Source organism: Corynebacterium sp. p3-SID1194 (assembly GCF_025144155.1).
In the GTDB taxonomy this organism is placed as follows: Bacteria; Actinomycetota; Actinomycetes; order Mycobacteriales; family Mycobacteriaceae; genus Corynebacterium.
The window spans coordinates 16,568-34,246 of the sequence record NZ_JALXWY010000013.1 but is presented as its reverse complement, the minus strand read 5'-3'; the positions used below and the strand labels follow the sequence as shown (position 1 = coordinate 34,246).

Genomic DNA, 17,679 nt, shown 5'->3' with positions numbered 1-17,679 from the left:
CGAATCTCGGGTGTGCGGGGCGTTAGTCGTTGAAGCGCTCGTTCATCCAGCGGATGACTTCGCCGGATTGAGTGATCGCGGGGGCGACGTGGCCGAGGCCGGCGCGGGAGGAGGCGTCGGAAAGCGGAATGCTTAGGAAGGTGACGGGGGAGCCGAGGGAGCGGTAGTCGTCGGCAAGCTGTTTGCCCTGTTCGTACGGGACGACGTTGTCTTGCGGCGATTGCGCGATGAGGATCGGAGCTTTGACGGGCACGGTGCCGAGGCGGTTGAGGCGAAGGGTGCGGAGGATGCGGTCGTCGGAAAGCGCGAGCTCGTCCAGTGACGGCGCATCCGGCGCGAGGTCCTCGATCGATGCCGACGAGCCCGTGGTCTCAGCGACACAACTTGCCGCGACAGCCGTGAGATAGCGATTCGCCGCGGCCGTCGTGTGCGCACCGACTGCCTCCCGGAACTCCGGGTACGAATACGCGTAACTCGCGATCACCATGGCCATCACCGGCTCCAACGTCGCCGGATTACCCTGCTTGAGCATCGTCTCCGGATTCGCCGGCGGCGCGCCTGCGAAAACCCCCACGAGGTGAAGATCCGGCGCGTACTCCGGCTGCAACTCACCAGCTGCCGCTACCGCCCCGCCGCCCTGGCTGTAGCCGTAGAAAAAGACCTTCTCGTCCGGTTCCGCCGCCGCGCGCGCCGCGTCGATGACCGCATGCCCCTGGTCGATCCTGTTCAGATACGTGTGGACCCCCGGCGTACCCAACCCGATGTAATCCGTGACGACGACCTGATACCCTTCGTCCGCCAACCTCTGCGCCACCGGCGCCTCGTAGTTGACGTTCACGGAGGAGCCATCCGTGCCGACCAGCATCGATGAGCCTGCCGACGGCGCGCACTGGTCGCCCATTCCCCGCGTTCCCGGAGCCAGCACCACTGTGCCCTTGCGCGAGTTCTCGCCGTGCGATTTCGCCGGGTAAATCGCACCGGAGACCGGGACGATCTGACCCCGCTCATTGGTGGACGTGTAGAGAATCCGCTCGTTGCGCGAGCTGCCGACGCGCTCACGTGCCACCAGCTTGCCCGGCTCGTCGGGGAGTGGCTGGTTCGTTTTCAGGGTGGTGGAACTCAGCTCGGAAGAGCCCTTAGAAGAGCCGCTGCTGCCCGCTGAACTGAGTGTTTCCCCGAGCGCCGAGCTTAAGGGGCCGAACCAGGGTGCGGTGGAACTGGAGCTAGAGCTGTGGGAGCTCAGACCCGAAGATTGCGCATGAGCTTCCGGCGCGTCGAGGACGCAGGTGCTGGCAAGGCAGATTGCGATTGCGGCGGGGATGGTGCGGAAAACAGAAGGGGAGAAGCGGGGCATGATCGAAAACCTCAGTTCGGTGGAGTGTTCAGTGGGATCAGAAAGCGCCACAGTTGGATTGGGTGGGGACGCCGTCGAAACGGTCAGCCATCCATTTCATGGAGGGAGCCAGATGGGAATAGATGCCGACACCGTGGTTGACAGCAGTCTTGATGCCGGGGGTGAGGGGAGGAAGGGCACTGTCGTAGAAAGTGACGTCAGCGCCGAGAGAGCAGTGATCGCGGGCGAGTTGGGCGACTTGGTCGGAGGGGACGACATCGTCGTTTCCTGCAGTAGAAATCATGATGGGGGAGGAGGGGGAGGTGCGGCCGAGCTTTTGGGCGTCGATAAGCGTGCTCATTTCTGGGTTCGTCGTCACTGCTTCGCTGAGCTTCTGCCCGCTCGCCGTGAATGCGCGCGAGTCGCGCAAACCCCAACGGACGGCACTATCCGCAATGCACGCATCGGCCGTGGAAGCCAGGAATTCGCGGCCACGATCCGTAAACATCGGTGCGAGCGATTCCTTAAGTCCCGGGTAACGGTCCTGCCAGCCGTTCAGCGCGTACCCCATGACCGCGGAAATCGTGGAATCGTCGACGCCGTGCATCGACTTCAGCAGATCCGCCGGCGGCGCGCCCGCGAACGTCCCCTTCACGTCCAGCTCCGGCGCGTAGCTTGCCGCCTGTTCGGCTGCCGACGCCGCAGCCCCGCCACCCTGCGAGTATCCCCAGAAACCGACCGGCCCGCCGTTCGGTAGGGCAGCGCGCGCGGCATCGAGCATCGCGTGGCCTTCTTCCTCGTGGAGCATGTACGTGTGCGCGCCCGGCGTGCCGAGGCCGATGTAATCAGTGACCACCACGCGCATCCCCAGCAGCGCCGCCGCGTGATAACTCGGCAGCTCATAGTTCGTGCCGAGCGAACCGGTCTGAAGATTGATCTGCCCCATCATCCACGTTCCCCGCGATGGGGCGCACGCATCGCCGATCCCGCGGGTGCCTGGGCCGAACACGACAGTCGGGCGAGGTCCTTTACCGCGCCACGGGTTCGCCGGCTCCATGATCACGCCGCTGACCGGGACGATATCGCCGTGGACCGTCGTGGAGGTGTAGAGAATGCGCTTCGCGTGGCCGTAGAAATCCGGGCCCAGGATATTCAGCAGGTGCGGCGCGGGCTGGGTTCGCAGAATCTTGCCCGGGCGGTCGAGCTGATCGGCCGGGACCGGGTCGTCGTAAAACGCGTCGTAGTCGTGGACCGGGTCGCCGCCCGGTGTCGTGGCGGCGTGGTGGATGCCGTCGCGGATCTCCTCGACAGTTTGCGCGCTTGCCGACGCCGGTGTGACGACCCCCGCGACAGTGACGGTAGTTATCGCGGCGGTGATGGCAGTGGCGAGGGTGGTGGCGAAGGCGGTGGCGAGGGCGGTTGCAGCCGAACGCAGCGAAAGGGGAAAGGTGCAGGAAAAGTGGGCTGCGGGGGAGCGTCGATAAGCGGTGTGGAGCATGCGTTGAATGTTAAGCGAAGTTTTGCGACCTTACGTGTTTTAGAAAGAAAAGTAGGGAGCGCGGTGCGTCGCTTCGCCGTAAGATGAACCGCTATGGGTCTGCTGTACAGGGATAAGAAGAAGGTCGGCAAGAATTCGTGGATCAACGTGTCCAAATCGGGCGCGTCGATGTCGACCAAGATGGGGCCGATGACGGTGAATTCGCGCGGCGGCTTGTGGATCAACCTGCCCGGCGGGCTGACGTACCGCGGCCGCTGGAAGTAGCGCGCGGCAGCCGAGCCGACCTGCGGGCTTAGCGCTAGGGGAGGCGGAATCGCCCGTCGGCGTCCTGGGCGGCGAGGCCGTCCTCAAGGAGCGAGTAGAGGGCGCGTGAACGTTGAGCGTCGTCGGCCCAGACGACGTCGATGGCTGATTGGGGGACGGGTGCGTCGGCGTCGCGGAGCACCTTCATGATCTTGCCGCGGACCTGCCGGTCGGTGCCCTCGAATTTTTGGACTTTACGACGCGCCAGCTCTTCCTCCGTCGGCGCCGGGCAGCCGGCCGCGACCCAGGCGCAGTCGTCGAGGAGCGGGCAGGTGTCGCACGCGGGGTTGGTTGCGGTGCAGACGAGCGCGCCGAGTTCCATGAGGCCGGCGGAGAAGACGGCGGCGTCGGAAGCGGAAGCGTCGGCTGCAGGCGTGGAGTCGGCGGCATCGGCAGAGTCAGGCGCAGCCCCGGGCAGCAGCTCCGCAACCCACGCGAGCTCGGCTTTTTGCGGCCGGGCAAGCGGACGGCCGAGGACGGCGCGGGCGTAGACGCGGCGGACGTTGGTGTCGACGACGGGGACGGCTTTCCCGTAGGCGAAGGCGGCGACGGCGCGGGCTGTGTAGTCGCCGATGCCGGGTAGCGCGAGCAAGGAATCGACGGATCGGGGGACGGCACCGTCCCAGGCGTCGATAAGCGTTTGCGCGCATTCTTTGAGGCGCAGCGCGCGGCGCGGGTAGCCGAGGGTGCCCCATGCGCGCAGGACGGCGTCGGTGGGGGCGGCGGCGAGGTCGGCTGGCGTGGGCCAGCGGGCGATCCATTCTTCCCAGATGGGTGCGACGCGGGCGACGGGCGTTTGGTGGCTCATCACCTCGGACAGCAGGATGCCCCACGGGGTGGTGCCGGGGCGCCGCCAGGGCAGGTCGCGGGCGTTGTCGCGGTACCAGGCGGTGACTTTCGCGGGATCAATCACAATGCATGCAACAATAGTGGCTATGCCTTTCAGGAAGATTCCGCGGGATGCGTGGGCGCACCTTGAAGCGGGTAACGCGAGGTTCGCCAGCGAGCGCCCGGAGCACCCAAACACAAACGCTTATCGACGCGCCGAGCTCCGTTCCGGCCAAGCCCCCTTCGCCGCTGTGCTGGCGTGCTCGGATTCCCGGGTGCCTGTTGAGATGCTTTTCGACGTCGGCTTGGGCGACCTTTTCGTCATCCGCACCGCCGGCGGCTGCGTCGACGCGGCAGTGACTGGTTCACTGGAGTATGCGGTGAAGTCGCTGGGTGTGTCGCTTATCGTGGTGCTCAGCCACGAGAGCTGCGGTGCGATCGGTGCCGCCGCGTCGTCGTTTGAGGAGGGGGATTTGCCGGCGGATCTGACGCGTGTGTTCGTCGAGAAGATCGCCCCGAGTGTTCTTGCCGCTAAGCGCGCGGGTCGTGACGACCGCGCCGGGATCGAGGAAGTCCACGCCGAAGTCACCGCCGAGCACATCATGGCCCGCATCCCAACCCTGGAGAGCAAGGTCGCTGAGGGCAGCCTCGGTGTCGTCGCCGCAAGATACAGGCTCGAAGATGGCCGCGTCACAAGCGTTCAGGAGCATTTCGCGGGTTAGGATCACGGTGTGACACACCAACCGCCCCGCCGACCCGACCGCTCCGACTTTGGCTCCAGCCGTGCCGACCGTGCTGACCGTGCTGAACGCGCCAACCGCGCCGACGCTAGGCCGTTGCCACAGGAGATCTACACCCGGCGACGCGTCGCCGCAGTCGCGGTGATCCTCGCTGTCGCGGCACTCGTGGTGTGGGGGTTGACCGCGTTCGCTCGCTCCGGCGGAGACGACGAAGCTCCGGAAACCCCGGCCCCTGTGTCGTCGACGTTGGTGACCACCCCGACCGAGCCGAACCCCGACGGCTCCGACGCCGCCAGCAGCGAAACCGACGCGACCGCAGCCGAGACGACCAGCACCGACGCGAACGCGAAGTCGAGCGATGCTGCCGCGACGGAAGACGGAGAGCCGAGCACGGGCGCGTCCGAGACTGACAAGCCCGACGCCGAAGCACTCGCTGCGAAGAAGACATGCGAGCTTGAAGACCTCCAGCTGACCACCGAATTGAATAAGACGGCGTTCGCGCAGGACGATTCCGCGGACAACCGGAAATTCAGCGTCCTGATTCACAACCCGACGGGTGGTGACTGCGTCATCGACACGGACGACAACCAGCTCCGCTTCGCGGCATTCTCGATCGCCCGCGAGGGGTACCAGCAGATCTGGAGCGACACCGACTGCAACAAGCCGATGATCACCGGCGAGGAAGTCTTCCCAGCGGGCGAGACGAGGAAGTTCACGGCGGCGTGGTCGGGGCTGGATTCGGCACCCGAGCGTTGCGACGCACGCCAGCCCGCCGCCCCCGGTGCCTACGCTGCCGTCGGCTTCCTGGGCGAGAACAGCTCCGCGCCGGTGACTTTCAACGTCACGGGCTAACGAAACCGCAGCTCGGCAGGGCTGCGAGCAACGGTGCGAGCAACAGCTAGGTGAAGCGCCGCAGCCCTTCCACGATGTGTCGCGCCCACAGCGGCGAGACATTCTCGGCCGCAGCGATCTCGTCGGCGTCGGCGGCGCGAATGGCATCCAGGTCGCCTAGCTCGGCGACAATGCGGTCGATGAGGAATTTCTGTACGCGCGGGATACGGGACAGCGCGCGGTAGCCGCGTGGGGTGACATCCTCCATGAGGTTCTCTTCGGTGGCCGGCAGCCCCAGAATGCTGGCGAGTGCGGGGGTGTTCAGCAGTTCGGAGTCGGGGAGGGCGTCGAGGGAGTCGATGGTGTCGTCGATAAGCGAATTGCTTGGTGCCCCGTCGGCGACGACGTAATCGCACACCAGCATGGCAATGTCGTGGTAGATATTGCCGCGCAGCTCGATGAGCTGGAGGCGCAGTTGGCGCGCATCGGTGCCGAGCTCGAGGATCTGGTCGTCGACGTCGCGCGCCGCGCGGTGCAGCAGAAGCTGGCGTTGGAGAAGGTGCAGGACATCTTCGACCGTGGCGTAGCGGTTCACCTCGGCGACGTTGAGGCGCTGGTTGGCTTTGTCGACGCGGGAGCGGTACTGCTCCACAGTCGCGAGGGCCTGGCGGGCGCGCGTCATCATCACGCCGGGTTCTTCGATCGCGTGGCGCTTGCCGTCGGCGTACACCGTGACGATGCTCATCGACGCGGAGACGGACACCACCGGCACACCTGTGTGGAGGGCGGTGCGCTCGGCCGCGCGGTGGCGGGTGCCTGTTTCCGATGTCGGGAAGGTCGGCGACGGCACCAGCTGCACATTAGCCCTGGTGATGCGGGTGACGTCGTCGGACAAAATGACGGCACCGTCCATCTTCGCTAGCTCGCGTAGCAGCGTGGGGGTGAATGGCACGTCGAATTCGATACCGCCGTCGCATACCTCTGCGACTTCTGGGCCGTCGCCAAGCACGATGAGCGCGCCTGTGCGGCCGCGTTTGATGCGCTCAAGCCCGTCACGCAGTTCGGTGCCGGGCGCGAGACGCTGGAGCGTTTCTCGCATGAAGGTCATAAGCAACGCAGTCTAGTTGCGCTTATCGACGCACGCGATTGCCTCCCCCAGCGTCCCCACCTCCGCGATTCGCATGCCGGAGACATCGAGTGCGCCTTGGCCGCTGCCCGCGGGGACGATTGCGCGTTCGTAGCCCAGGCGCGCAGCTTCCGTGAGCCGGCGCTCAAGGTTGGGGACGCGCCGCAGCTCGCCCGCGAGTCCCACTTCCCCGATGACGACGGTCTTCGGCGGCAGCGGCTGGTTGTGCAGACTCGACCAGGTCGCGAGGGCTACAGCGAGGTCTGTTGCGGTCTCCGTGATGCGCATGCCGCCGACGGTGGCGACGTACGCGTCCTTGTCGTTCGTCCGCTCCCCGCAACGGGCTTGGAGCACGGCGAGGACCATGGGAACGCGGTTGAAATCGAGGCCCGTGACGACGCGGCGCGGCGACTTGTTCACCGGGTCAACCGTCAGCGCTTGGACTTCGGCGAGGATGGGGCGCACGCCGTCCATCGCGACGGTGACAGCCGACCCATCGGGCGTTTGCCCGCGGTGGGAGAGGAATAGTCCGGAGGGGTCGGAGACTTCGCGGATGCCATCGGCGGTTTGCTCGAAGCAGCCGACCTCGTCGGTGGCGCCGAAGCGGTTCTTCATGCCGCGCAGCATCCGCAGGCTGGTTTGGCGGTCGCCTTCGAAGGTGAGGACGACGTCGACAAGATGCTCCAGCACCCGCGGCCCTGCGACGTTGCCGTCCTTCGTCACATGGCCGACGAGAAGAATCGGGAGGTTGGTCGTCTTCGCCAAGGTCGTCAAGGCTGCGGTCACCGCGCGCGATTGCGCGACGCCGCCCGCGACACCCTCGACACCGGGCGCCTGCATCGTTTGCACGGAGTCGACAATGAGCAAACTTGGCTTAACGACGCCCACGTGCCCCATCACCACATCCAAGTTCGACTCCGAAGCCAGATAGAGGTTGTCGTGGAGTCCACCTGTGCGCTCTGCTCGGCCGCGGACTTGCGCCGCGGATTCCTCGGCGGTGACGTAGAGCGCGGTGCGACCGGGGGCTGAATCGGATGCGGAGTCGGCGGAATCAGACGTGGAGTCGGCGGAATCAGACGTGGAGTCGGCGGAATCAGACGTGGAGTCGGACGCGGTGTCAGCGGCAGCCCAGCGACTGGCTACCTCGAGCAGGAGCGTGGATTTTCCGACGCCGGGCTCACCGGAGAGGAGAACCACTGACCCGGGGACAACGCCGCCGCCGAGGACGCGGTCGAGCTCGGAGATGCCGGAGGGGCGTCGATAAGCGGCGCTTGCGGCGATTTTCGTGATCGGCTGAGCGGCGCTCGTGGGCGTAAGACCTGTCGACGCTGGGCGCGCAGCAGACGCTGAAGGCGCGTGCGCTTGCTCTTGGAGCGTGCCCCACGCGCCGCATTCAGGGCAGCGACCGAGCCATTTCGGCGACGAGTAGCCGCACTCGGAACACGTGTGGACGGTGCGTTTCTTCATCGCGTGCCCGTGCGGGGGCGCTGGAGGGTTTAGTGCTCAGCTTCCGGCTGACGGTGGGACTCGCCGGACTTGGCGGTCGGCGCCGAGATGGTCGCCAGCGTCTCAATCTTTCCGGAGTCGAACGTGAACGTGACCGGCAGGTTGCCGCCGTATGCGAAGTCCTCGTTGTCGAGCTCGGTCTCGACGTACTGGATCTTGTCCATGTCAGCTTCCGGCATGTTGCGCAGGCCGTCCGCGGAATCGCCGACGATCGTGGTGTTGTACGGCATCGCGTCAACGGAGCCGAGCTGCACGGACTGGCCGTCGACCTCCACGGACTGCAGCTTGTGCTCGCGCATGTCGTAATCCTGGTTGGTGGCGGTGAACTTGAGGGCGGCCTGGCCAGTTTCGTCGAGAAGCACGGTGACGTCGCGGACGGCGACGGAACCGTCCTCGGTCTGGGCGCTGGCACCGTTGACTGCCGCGACCTGAGAAGAGGTCTGGGTGATCTGGCCTGCCGAGCAAGCGGCGAGCAGCAAAGCGGATGCGGCAGCGACCGAAACTGCGCCACCGCGGCGTGCGACCGACTTCAGGGACTTCACGTCGATGTCCTCCATAGAGAGTTCTTTAAGGCGTATCAACGATTCACTTTAGCCTTTCGGCAGCCCCGATACACAGTTTGGGGACCGCGCGGAGATGCACCCCACGCCAAAACGGGGGTCATCCGGGGGTATCCGGGCGCAAGGGGCGGGAAGGCGAAGGGGTGGCGCAGCCGGGCGCGACGGTGGCCCGGCGGTGGGAAGATCGCAGGTGCTAGAATCGTCACGTTGCTTTGAACCCCCGAAAGAGGAGACTTCATGGATTTCACAGTCGGAGAAGTGGTCGTCTACCCGCACCACGGTGCGGCCCGTATCGCCGACATTGAAAAGCGTGAGATGGGCGGGGAGGAGCTCGACTTCCTGGTCCTGAATATCTTGCAGTCTGATCTTTCGGTGCGTGTGCCGGTGAAGAACGCGGAGCTGGTGGGTGTCCGCGACGTGGTGGGGGAAGATGGCCTGCGGAAGGTCTTCTCGGTGCTGCGTGAGACGGACGTGGAGGAGGCCGGCAACTGGTCTCGTCGCTACAAGGCGAATCAGGAGCGTTTGGCATCGGGTGATATCAATAAGGTCGCTGAGGTGGTGCGCGATCTGTGGCGCCGTGACCAGGGCAAGGGCTTGTCGGCGGGCGAGAAGCGCATGTTGGGCAAGGCGCGCCAGATCCTGGTGGGTGAGTTGGCGCTGGCGGAGCCGGTGGATGAGAAGAAGGCCGACGGCATGGAGAAGGAGATCCAGTCGGTGATTGCGCGGCATGTGGAGCAGGGGCTCGTCGATAAGCCGCGCGATGATTTCGATCCTGAGGATGACGTCGATTTGGACGACCTCAGCTTCGACGACGATGACAGCGAGGACTAGCTCGCCGGTCGTCGCGCTTGTCGCGGCCGCGGGGCGCGGCACGAGGCTCGGCGCGGAGATCCCGAAGGCGTATGTGCAGCTGCGCGGACGTTCGCTGCTGGAACGCTCGATCACGGCGATGGAAACGTCGGAGATCGTCGACCAGATCGGGGTGATTATCAGCCCGGACATGGAGCCGCTCGCCCGCCGCCTGTTGCGCGGCCACGACGTCCAGTTCATCCACGGCGCGGGGGAACGCGCGGACTCCGTGTGGGAAGGGCTTCAAGCACTTTCGCTTAACGACGCCACCGTGCTCATTCACGATGCCGCCCGCGCCCTGACCCCGCCCGGAATGATTGCCCGCGTGGCACGTTCCGTCCTGGACGGGGCCCCGGCGGTTGTGCCTGTCCTGCCGGTCGCCGACACCATCAAGCGCGTTTCCGACGACGGCGCCACCGTCCTGGGCACCCCCGACCGCGCGACCCTGCGCGCTGTCCAGACGCCGCAAGGTTTCGACCTGGCTACTCTGCGCGCCGCCAACGAGAAATATTTCGCGCAGGTCGGCTCGGCTGCGGCCGGTTTCACCGCCACGGACGACGCGAGCCTGATGGAGTGGTTCGGCGTCCCGGTGACGACGGTGCAGGGCGATCCGATGGCGTTCAAGATCACCACGCCGATCGACTTAGTGTTGGCGGAGCGCATCACGGAGGAGGCGGAGCCGACGGTCTTCGACGTCCCGGGCAGCTAGTCTCGGGGCCATGACTTCTTTGCGTGTCGGAACTGCGTTTGACGCCCACCAGATCCAGGAGGGGAAGCCGTGCTGGATCGCGGGCCTGCTCTTTAAGGACACACCGGGGTGCGAGGGGCACTCGGATGGGGATGTGGTGTCGCACGCGATCGTGGATGCGGTGCTGTCGGCAGCGGGGCTGGGGGATCTCGGGAGCTTCGTGGGGGTCGGGCGCCCGGAATACGCCGGGGTGACGGGGGCGCAGCTGCTCAAGGAGCTGCGGGCCAAGCTCGACGCGGAGGGCGTCGAGGTGGTGAATGTGTCGGCTCAGCTGATCGCCCAGACGCCGAAGATGGGCCCGGTGCGTGAGGAGGCGGAGCGGGTGTTGTCGGAGGCGCTCGGTGCGCCGGTGTCGGTGAGCGCGACGACGACGGACCACATGGGTTTCACCGGTGCGGGGGAGGGACGGGCGGCGGTGGCGACGGCGTTGGTGGAACGAAAGTACCGACATTAAGAACTTAGGTCTCTTACTCCAATTTTCAGGTTCTATTCAGCGCATGACACGTTTACGTTTAAGTCATGCGAAACTTGAAGACTTGGGGTCTGGCCGCCGCCACGGCGTTAGCTGTGGCGCACGCGCCGGTAGCGGCTGCTGTGCCGGCGATGCCGCAGGGATACCCGATTGAGAACTTTGGCACGAAGTGCGGGGCAGGTGTGACCCCGGAATGGCGGTATGCAGAGACTGCGCGACGCTATCTCGCGGACGGCACTTTCCAGTTCACTAACCGCACCGACCAGACCGTCCCGTATACCGCGACGGTGGAGACGGGAACGAACCACAAGATCGAAGCCAATTCGAAGGCGACGCTCCCGAACGGCTGGGACACTACGGCGAAGACAGACATCGGCCTGAAGGAGTCCAACGGCTGGATCGAGGGCGAGACCTTCGGCCCCATCAAGCTCGGCCCGGGCGAGTCGTTCCGGGTTGATTACGGAGTGCTGGAGAAAGACTTCATCTCCATGTTCATTACCTGCGACGACGGCGTGCTCCAAAACGCTCCGGGTGCGAACGTCATCCGCGGCACCGGTCCGGCGGAGCGCTACGCGTTCGCCTACATCATCAAGGCGGACGGATCCATGTCCAACTTGGCGATGGAAATTCCGGCGCGCGCCGAGGGCGCCAACTCGAAGCCGGCGGGCCAGACGTACACGGCGACGTCGGGGCCGAGCCTGGAGAAGATCGCCAGCGAACGCGATATGACCGTCAAGCCTGACGCCAGTTTCCGTCGCGATGCCGACTGGCCGACCGAGGGGCAGCCGACGCGCAAGGGCGACATGTCGTATTACCCGTACGACATTGAGGCGGTCACGCCGACGTTCCGCAAGCCCGGCTATTCCCAGGACTTCCTGAACTGGTCGAAGGGTGACTATACCTTCCGGCCTGTGACCGACTACGTCGTCGGCGCCGAGAACAACCAGTACGTCAACTGGATGGGCGACAACGGCCGCCTCCCGGCCGGCTGGCTCACGTCTGTCGGAGCCGTCAAGCGGGCGTACATGCCGGTGGGCACCGAGCTGAAACCGATCGACTTGAAGCCCGGCGAGCGCGTGCGCGTCGAATACGGGACCACGATGACCCGGATCAACTACCGGGAGATCTCTGCCGGCCGAGACGGCAAGTACTCCCGGATCACGACCCACCCGCAGTCCACCGCCCCGACCGGTTTCTGGGCGGAAGCCACGGTGACGGCCCCGGACGGCACCACACGGACACTCGACGTCACCCCGGACGAGTACCGGAAGCTCCCTGTCCCCACCCAGTCCCACCTCTAATAAGAACTAGAACCAGAAAAGGAATCAACCATGAAACGCATCATCGCCGCAGCCACCGCTGTGACCCTCGCTTTCGCCCCTGCCGCCAACGCCCTCCCGCAGCGCAACTTCGACGCGACCAACCCGACGACCATCGGCGAGCGCTGCGCCAACCCAGGCGACCGCGGCCAGACGGTCGAGATCGTCCGCAGCTACTTCGATGGCTCCGCCGGCACCTGGACGGTGTCCAACTACAACGACGAACCGCTGCCGCTGACCCGCAGCATCAAGGAGACGAAGACCAAGACGTGGAACGTCAGCGCAGGTCTGAGCTTCGATGTTGCCAAGCTGATTCAGTTCACCTTCTCCACCAGCTACACCACCGAGCAGTCCTACGAGGTCGGCGAGCAGGTCGGCCCCTACAACGTAGCCCCGGGCAAGACCGCCGTGATGCAGGCCGGCTGGATCGTCTCTGACTTCAAGGGCCAGGAGACAGTGTGCGGCAGCGACAACACCTGGCAGGCCGCCGGCAACACGTTCACCGCGACGATGCCGAAGGAGCGCCACGTCCGCGTCAGCACCCGCGACAACATGGACTGGGGCGACTAAATGAGAAAATTCACCGCGGCGCTGTTGTCGGCTGCTGTCGTTGCCGGTCTCGCGGCGCCGGCGCAGGCGGCGGCACCGGAATTCGAGCTTCCGCAGCGCTGGAACGACGACCTGGCTCCGGGATCCCACTGCGCAACCCCGGGGCAGACGGACACGTACGTGACGGCGAAAAGGCGCTGGTTCAAGCAGACCGACGCAGCCAGCGTCGCGAACTTCACGGAGGAGGCCGTCCCGGTCTCCCAGAACGTGAAGGAAAAGCGGGTGGAAACGCTCGAGGTGTCGGGCACCTTCACCCCGAAAGGCGACCTGGTGAAGAACGTCTCCCGCGCGTACGGCTGGAAGTACGTGCACCAGGTGACGTGGACGCTAAACCAGAAGGTCGGTCCGTACACACTCGCCCCGAATACCCAGGGGCGCCTCGTCTGGGGCTTCACCATGCTCGACGGTGACGCCCAGGATGTGCGGTGCGGGGAGGATCAGGTGTGGGGTGCCGTCGGCAAGCAATATGCTTTCACCCTTCCTGAAGCGCGGTATGCGGAGCTGAAGGTCGAATCCTCGGAACTGTAGAATGCGGTTGTGACTCAACGCATTTTCGATACCGCGACCCGCACTCTCCGCGATTTTGAGCCTGTCCGCGACGGGCATGTCTCGATGTACGTGTGCGGTGCGACGCCGCAGTCTTCGCCGCATATCGGGCATCTGCGTTCGGGCGTGGCGTTCGATATTGTGCGCCGTTGGTTTTTGGCGAACGGGCAGGATGTCGCGTTCGTGCGCAACGTGACGGATATTGACGACAAGATTCTCACTAAGGCGGCGGACAATGGCCGCCCGTGGTGGGAGTGGGTGTCCACGTACGAGCGCGAGTTCGCACGCGCCTACAACACATTGGGTGTTCTGCCGCCGAGTGTGGAGCCGCGCGCGACGGGGTTCGTGACGCAGATGGTCGAGTACATGTCTCGTCTGATGGACAACGGTTTCGCGTACGCGGCGGATGGCTCCGTGTACTTCGATGTCGCGGCGTGGGTCGCGGCGGAGGGGTCGGATTACGGTTCGCTGTCGGGCAACCGCGTCGAGGAGATGGAGCAGGGTGAGACGGACAACCGCGGTAAGCGGGGTGCCCACGACTTCGCTTTGTGGAAAGCCGCGAAGCCCGGTGAGCCGAGCTGGCCTACCCCGTGGGGTGACGGCCGTCCCGGTTGGCACTTGGAGTGCTCGGCAATGTCCACGTGGTACTTGGGCGATACCTTCGATATTCACGGTGGTGGCCTCGACCTGCAGTTCCCGCACCACGAGAATGAACAGGCGCAGTCCCACGCCGCGGGTGACGGGTTTGCGCGCTACTGGATGCACAACCACTGGGTGACTATGGCGGGCGAGAAGATGTCTAAGTCTCTCGGCAATGTGCTCAGCATCGACAATATGCTCGAGTCGGTTCGTCCGGTCGAACTGCGTTACTACCTCGGTTCCGCGCACTACCGCAGCGTGCTCGAGTACTCCCCGGAAGCCCTCCAGGAAGCTGCCGCCGGCTACCGGCGGATCGAAGACGTGATCAACCGCACGCAGGAGCTGAATGACGGCGCACCGGTCGACTCGACCACTTGGACCGATGATTTCGTCGAAGCAATGAGCGAGGACTTCGCAGTCCCACGCGCGCTCGCAGAGATCTACAACACTGTCCGCGCAGCCAATAAGGCCCTGGCGGAGAAGGACAACGAGACTGCATTCGCTCTTGCCGGTCAGATACGTGCGATGGCAGGCGTTTTGGGCATCGACCCTGTGGAGTGGGGAACGCGCTCGGGCGGCACAGGCGACGACAAGTCCGAAAGAACCGACAAGGCGCTCGATGTTTTGGTGCAAGCGGAGCTGAAGCGTCGCGCATCTGCCCGGGCTGAAAAGGACTGGGCGACTGCTGATGCCGTGCGCGACCGACTGACCGCAGCCGGGATCGAGGTCACGGATACACCTGACGGGGCGCGATGGACGCTTAGCTGACGCCTTATTTAAAGACAGAATTTAAATAAGGCATGAAGAAAGTCAACAAGGAGTAGATCATGGCGAAACCATACGAACGCCCCGATAAACAAAAGAGGAATAAGAAAGGTGCGACGAAGGGCTCCGGGGGACAACGTCGCCGTGGTCTCGCCGGCAAAGGGCCGACGCCAAAGGCTGAGGACCGTGTCTACCACTCCGCGCACAAAAAGAAGCTGGAGCGTCAACGCCGTGATTCTGGCCGTCACGACCGTGAACAGGCTGACCTCGTTGTCGGCCGCAACCCTGTGATCGAGTGCCTGCAGGCAAAAGTGCCGGCCGAAGCACTCATCGTGGCGCAGGGAACCGGGCACGACGACCGGTTGAGCGAAGCCGTCCTGATTGCGAACACACGCCAGATCCCCGTGCACGAGGTTCCGCGTCGGGAGCTCGACAACCTGACCGGCAACGGACTGCATCAGGGGATCGGCCTGAAGATTCAGCCTTATAAATACGCTGATGTCTTCGATCTCATCGCGGATGTCAAGGAACGCAATGAGATGGGCATGTTCGTTGTGCTGGACAACATCACTGATCCGCGCAACCTCGGCGCTGTCATTCGTTCGACGGCGGCCTTCGGCGGACATGGTGTCATCATCCCCGAGCGGCGCTCGGCACAGGTGACGGGCGTGGCGTGGCGCACTTCAGCTGGCACCGCCGCACGCCTGCCTGTCGCGCGGGCAACGAATATCACCCGGACCATCAAGCAGTTCAAAGACAACGGCTACATGGTTGTCGGCCTGGATGCTGGCGGTGACTACTCTCTGGACACCTTCCACGCCGCCACCGACCCCGTGGTCATCGTTGTCGGCTCTGAAGGGAAAGGAATTTCTCGCCTGGTTCGAGAAAACTGCGACGTGATCATGTCTATCCCCACCACGGACTGGGTGGAATCCCTCAACGCGTCCGTTGCAGCAGGCGTAGTGCTAAGTGAGTTCGCCCGCCAACGCCGGCAGGTTTAGGCCCGCGAACGCCGGCAGGTTGAGGAAAGTGGACTCACAGAACATGACCAAACACTGGTGAGCCACACTTCAAATTATTTAGACTCACGTGGGTCTAGCTGGCTTCAAGTTGTGTAGGGCACAGCTTTCGTTACGGCGCGAGGGGCGCCATAGGGCTAATTTACCCCCGGAATAGGGTAAACCTGTGACATGCTTGGGAGTGGTGTGGCAAAACGAAACTAAAAGGAGCTATGGGAAAACGCCAGTAAGACTGCCTTCTAAGTGGTCGCTGAGCGGAAAAACGCCGAAAAGGTTGGAGAAATCTGGCTGGGCAGTTGCAGCTGTTGGAAAGACTTCGTAATATTTCGCACGACGGAGCCGATAGGGTGATTGAGGACCTAGGGAAATCAATCAGAAACCCCATCAGGTCCGGAGTACAAAGACCCGTCCGAAGCGCGAGTCTGGGTCAACATTCGTTCGTTTTCGATTCATAGGAGAACACCCAACATGTTCAAGAACCGTGTTCGCACCGCTGCTCTCGCAGGTGCAATCGCAGTTGCAACCGGCGTTTCTGGTCTTTCCGTTCCGGCCTACGCTGCCCCTGAAAACCCGCAGACCGACAACCACTTCAACCAGCCGGACGGCTCCCGGGCTGGCCAGGGCACCGAGCTTGAGAACCTGCCGGCTACCGGCGAGGTCAAGGCTGCTGACGAGCTGCGCAACCGCGCAAACGATGACAAGGACGCTATCAACGCGCACGAGTTCGAGCCGTTCTCCCCGATCAAGCACCGTCCGGTCGAGGAGGAGTCCAAGGCTAAGGCTGCCAAAAAGGAAGCTGAGGCAACCGAGCTGCTCAACCGCGCAACCAAGACCCTCGACGACGCTTCGGCTACCCTGAACGCTGTCGCCGCTGAGACCAAGGCTGCTAACGACGCTTGGGCTGCATACGCTACCGCCGTCTCCGTCGACGAGGCTGAGTGGAAGGAACTTCGTAAGCTCGAGAAGAAGTACGCAGACGCAGGCGCTCCGGGCTGGAGCGAGGGCCGCTACACCGACCATATCGAGAAGGTCACCGCGCGTCGTGGCTCCAACAACTACCTCGACCAGGTTCAGAAGAGCCGTGAGTCCATCGAGGGTCCTCAAGGTGAGGCAGGCACGGCTGAGTCCATCAACAACGACATCAAGGCTGTCGACCAGCGCACCGAGCAGGGCATCGACGAGCTCAACCGTCTGACCACCTTCCAGAAGAAGCTCATGGGCTACCTGGAGGGCTTCCAGGAGCGCGACGCTCGTTACGCTAAGGCTGTCGAGCTGACCAACACCGCCACCAGCCGTAACCTCCCGGTCCTGAAGGAAGCCTTCGAGCGTGCGCAGAAGAACGTCCGCGCTGCTCGTACCGTCCAGGCTTACTACGGTGTCGCAGCTCGTTGGCTCGACCTCTACGAGAACGACGCTCTCCGCGAGAACGAGGAGAACACCATCCGTGCTGAGTACTTCGCGGTGCTGTTCGACCCGACCATCCCCGACCGCACCCAGGGTGCAAACGGCGTCAACAAGTCCCTCGAGGAGCTGGCTTCCCTGGCAGTCCAGAACGTTGACAACGAGCTGACCTGGGAGAACCCGGTTCAGCGTCTGCGTCTGCTGGACAAGAAGTACACCTCCAACGGTGGCGAGAAGGCTAACGTCAACGACTCCCTGGCTCGTATCGCTGACAGCCTCGAGTCTCTCGAGAACGGCGGCAAGGACGACCAGGGCAAGGGTGGCCAGGACAAGGGCGACCAGGGCAAGGGCGACCAGGACAAGGGCGACAAGGACAAGGGCGACAAGGACAAGGGCGACAAGGACAAGGGCGACAAGGACAAGGGCGACCAGGGCTCTGCCCCGGCCAAGACCGATAACAAGGGCCTGAAGATCTTCGGCATCATCGCTGGCATCATCGCTGGTATCGCAGCTCTGGCAGGCATTGCTAACCTCCCGCAGGTCAAGGCTATGCTGAACATCTAAGAGTTGCCTGATCCCCTAGGGAT

General features: G+C 64.2%; 18 protein-coding genes. 12 read left to right on the top strand and 6 right to left on the bottom strand.

The features are described from left to right. Positions 1-22: 22 nt before the first annotated feature. Complete coding sequence (locus M3G19_RS08885; protein WP_259902245.1) at positions 23-1,354, bottom strand: lipase family protein; 1,332 nt, start codon at positions 1,352-1,354, stop codon at positions 23-25. Between the two features lie 37 nt (positions 1,355-1,391). Beyond that, a complete protein-coding gene (locus M3G19_RS08880; RefSeq protein ID WP_259902244.1) occupies positions 1,392-2,831 on the bottom strand; it encodes a lipase family protein in 1,440 nt (479 codons plus the stop codon). A 93-nt stretch (positions 2,832-2,924) separates the two neighbouring features. Between M3G19_RS08880 and M3G19_RS08875 the strand changes: the two genes are divergently transcribed. Continuing rightward, positions 2,925-3,095 carry a DUF4236 domain-containing protein gene (locus M3G19_RS08875; RefSeq protein ID WP_210574312.1) on the top strand — a complete coding sequence of 57 codons (171 nt, stop codon included), beginning with the start codon at positions 2,925-2,927 and terminating at the stop codon, positions 3,093-3,095. Positions 3,096-3,129: 34 nt separating this feature from the next. On the opposite strand, the gene M3G19_RS08870 is transcribed toward M3G19_RS08875, so the two are convergent. Next, positions 3,130-4,047 carry an A/G-specific adenine glycosylase gene (locus M3G19_RS08870; protein ID WP_311198349.1) on the bottom strand — a complete coding sequence of 306 codons (918 nt, stop codon included), beginning with the start codon at positions 4,045-4,047 and terminating at the stop codon, positions 3,130-3,132. Positions 4,048-4,069: 22 nt separating this feature from the next. On the opposite strand from M3G19_RS08870, the gene M3G19_RS08865 reads away from it, so the two are divergent. Together M3G19_RS08865 and M3G19_RS08860 are read left to right on the top strand one after the other, a co-directional pair. Continuing rightward, positions 4,070-4,684 (top strand): carbonic anhydrase, encoded by a 615-nt coding sequence (locus M3G19_RS08865; protein WP_210574314.1) that lies wholly within the window; start codon positions 4,070-4,072, stop codon positions 4,682-4,684. 9 nt (positions 4,685-4,693) lie between these two features. Continuing rightward, positions 4,694-5,554, top strand: coding sequence for a hypothetical protein (locus tag M3G19_RS08860; protein ID WP_259902243.1), 861 nt, complete (start codon positions 4,694-4,696; stop codon positions 5,552-5,554). 46 nt (positions 5,555-5,600) lie between these two features. Here M3G19_RS08860 and disA read toward each other — a convergent pair whose 3' ends face one another. From disA to M3G19_RS08845, 3 genes are read right to left on the bottom strand one after another with little or no spacing between them, the layout of a single operon-like run. Beyond that, positions 5,601-6,641 (bottom strand): DNA integrity scanning diadenylate cyclase DisA, encoded by a 1,041-nt coding sequence (gene disA, locus M3G19_RS08855; RefSeq protein ID WP_259902242.1) that lies wholly within the window; start codon positions 6,639-6,641, stop codon positions 5,601-5,603. 12 nt (positions 6,642-6,653) lie between these two features. Then, entirely contained in the window at positions 6,654-8,126 is a 1,473-nt protein-coding gene (locus M3G19_RS08850) for a DNA repair protein RadA (protein WP_259902241.1), read from the bottom strand. A 29-nt stretch (positions 8,127-8,155) separates the two neighbouring features. After that, the gene (locus tag M3G19_RS08845; RefSeq protein ID WP_259902240.1) at positions 8,156-8,722 is read right to left on the bottom strand and encodes a hypothetical protein; all 567 of its coding nucleotides are present in this window, start codon (positions 8,720-8,722) and stop codon (positions 8,156-8,158) included. Positions 8,723-8,962: 240 nt separating this feature from the next. Between M3G19_RS08845 and M3G19_RS08840 the strand changes: the two genes are divergently transcribed. The 9 genes from M3G19_RS08840 (at position 8,963) to M3G19_RS08800 (ending at position 17,656) form a co-directional block, all read left to right on the top strand. After that, a complete protein-coding gene (locus M3G19_RS08840; RefSeq protein ID WP_210574324.1) occupies positions 8,963-9,556 on the top strand; it encodes a CarD family transcriptional regulator in 594 nt (197 codons plus the stop codon). Then, a complete protein-coding gene (ispD, locus tag M3G19_RS08835; RefSeq protein ID WP_259902239.1) occupies positions 9,540-10,283 on the top strand; it encodes a 2-C-methyl-D-erythritol 4-phosphate cytidylyltransferase in 744 nt (247 codons plus the stop codon). The genes M3G19_RS08840 and ispD overlap by 17 nt, the downstream gene beginning before the upstream one ends. A 10-nt stretch (positions 10,284-10,293) precedes the next feature. Then, a complete protein-coding gene (ispF, locus tag M3G19_RS08830) occupies positions 10,294-10,776 on the top strand; it encodes a 2-C-methyl-D-erythritol 2,4-cyclodiphosphate synthase (RefSeq protein WP_259902238.1) in 483 nt (160 codons plus the stop codon). A 65-nt stretch (positions 10,777-10,841) separates the two neighbouring features. Beyond that, positions 10,842-12,095: a hypothetical protein gene (locus M3G19_RS08825; protein ID WP_259902237.1), complete on the top strand. Its 1,254-nt coding sequence runs from the start codon at positions 10,842-10,844 to the stop codon at positions 12,093-12,095. A 30-nt stretch (positions 12,096-12,125) separates the two neighbouring features. After that, on the top strand, positions 12,126-12,683 hold the full coding sequence (locus M3G19_RS08820; RefSeq protein ID WP_259902236.1) for a hypothetical protein: 558 nt from the start codon (positions 12,126-12,128) through the stop codon (positions 12,681-12,683). Beyond that, positions 12,684-13,250, top strand: coding sequence for a hypothetical protein (locus M3G19_RS08815; protein WP_259850361.1), 567 nt, complete (start codon positions 12,684-12,686; stop codon positions 13,248-13,250). A gap of 9 nt (positions 13,251-13,259) precedes the next feature. Then, entirely contained in the window at positions 13,260-14,675 is a 1,416-nt protein-coding gene (cysS, locus tag M3G19_RS08810; protein WP_259902235.1) for a cysteine--tRNA ligase, read from the top strand. Positions 14,676-14,734: 59 nt separating this feature from the next. Next, positions 14,735-15,673: a 23S rRNA (guanosine(2251)-2'-O)-methyltransferase RlmB gene (gene rlmB, locus M3G19_RS08805; RefSeq protein WP_259902234.1), complete on the top strand. Its 939-nt coding sequence runs from the start codon at positions 14,735-14,737 to the stop codon at positions 15,671-15,673. Between the two features lie 486 nt (positions 15,674-16,159). Next, entirely contained in the window at positions 16,160-17,656 is a 1,497-nt protein-coding gene (locus tag M3G19_RS08800) for a hypothetical protein (protein ID WP_259902233.1), read from the top strand. Positions 17,657-17,679 lie beyond the last annotated feature (23 nt).

Coding starts and splice junctions, on each gene's coding strand:
- M3G19_RS08885 (WP_259902245.1), bottom strand. CDS start 1,354: ATGCCCCGCTTCTCCCCTTCTGTTTTCCGCACCATCCCCGCCGCAATC.
- M3G19_RS08880 (WP_259902244.1), bottom strand. CDS start 2,831: ATGCTCCACACCGCTTATCGACGCTCCCCCGCAGCCCACTTTTCCTGC.
- M3G19_RS08875 (WP_210574312.1), top strand. CDS start 2,925: ATGGGTCTGCTGTACAGGGATAAGAAGAAGGTCGGCAAGAATTCGTGG.
- M3G19_RS08865 (WP_210574314.1), top strand. CDS start 4,070: ATGCCTTTCAGGAAGATTCCGCGGGATGCGTGGGCGCACCTTGAAGCG.
- disA (WP_259902242.1), bottom strand. CDS start 6,641: ATGACCTTCATGCGAGAAACGCTCCAGCGTCTCGCGCCCGGCACCGAA.
- M3G19_RS08850 (WP_259902241.1), bottom strand. CDS start 8,126: ATGAAGAAACGCACCGTCCACACGTGTTCCGAGTGCGGCTACTCGTCG.
- M3G19_RS08845 (WP_259902240.1), bottom strand. CDS start 8,722: ATGGAGGACATCGACGTGAAGTCCCTGAAGTCGGTCGCACGCCGCGGT.
- M3G19_RS08840 (WP_210574324.1), top strand. CDS start 8,963: ATGGATTTCACAGTCGGAGAAGTGGTCGTCTACCCGCACCACGGTGCG.
- ispD (WP_259902239.1), top strand. CDS start 9,540: ATGACAGCGAGGACTAGCTCGCCGGTCGTCGCGCTTGTCGCGGCCGCG.
- ispF (WP_259902238.1), top strand. CDS start 10,294: ATGACTTCTTTGCGTGTCGGAACTGCGTTTGACGCCCACCAGATCCAG.
- M3G19_RS08825 (WP_259902237.1), top strand. CDS start 10,842: ATGCGAAACTTGAAGACTTGGGGTCTGGCCGCCGCCACGGCGTTAGCT.
- M3G19_RS08820 (WP_259902236.1), top strand. CDS start 12,126: ATGAAACGCATCATCGCCGCAGCCACCGCTGTGACCCTCGCTTTCGCC.
- M3G19_RS08815 (WP_259850361.1), top strand. CDS start 12,684: ATGAGAAAATTCACCGCGGCGCTGTTGTCGGCTGCTGTCGTTGCCGGT.
- rlmB (WP_259902234.1), top strand. CDS start 14,735: ATGGCGAAACCATACGAACGCCCCGATAAACAAAAGAGGAATAAGAAA.
- M3G19_RS08800 (WP_259902233.1), top strand. CDS start 16,160: ATGTTCAAGAACCGTGTTCGCACCGCTGCTCTCGCAGGTGCAATCGCA.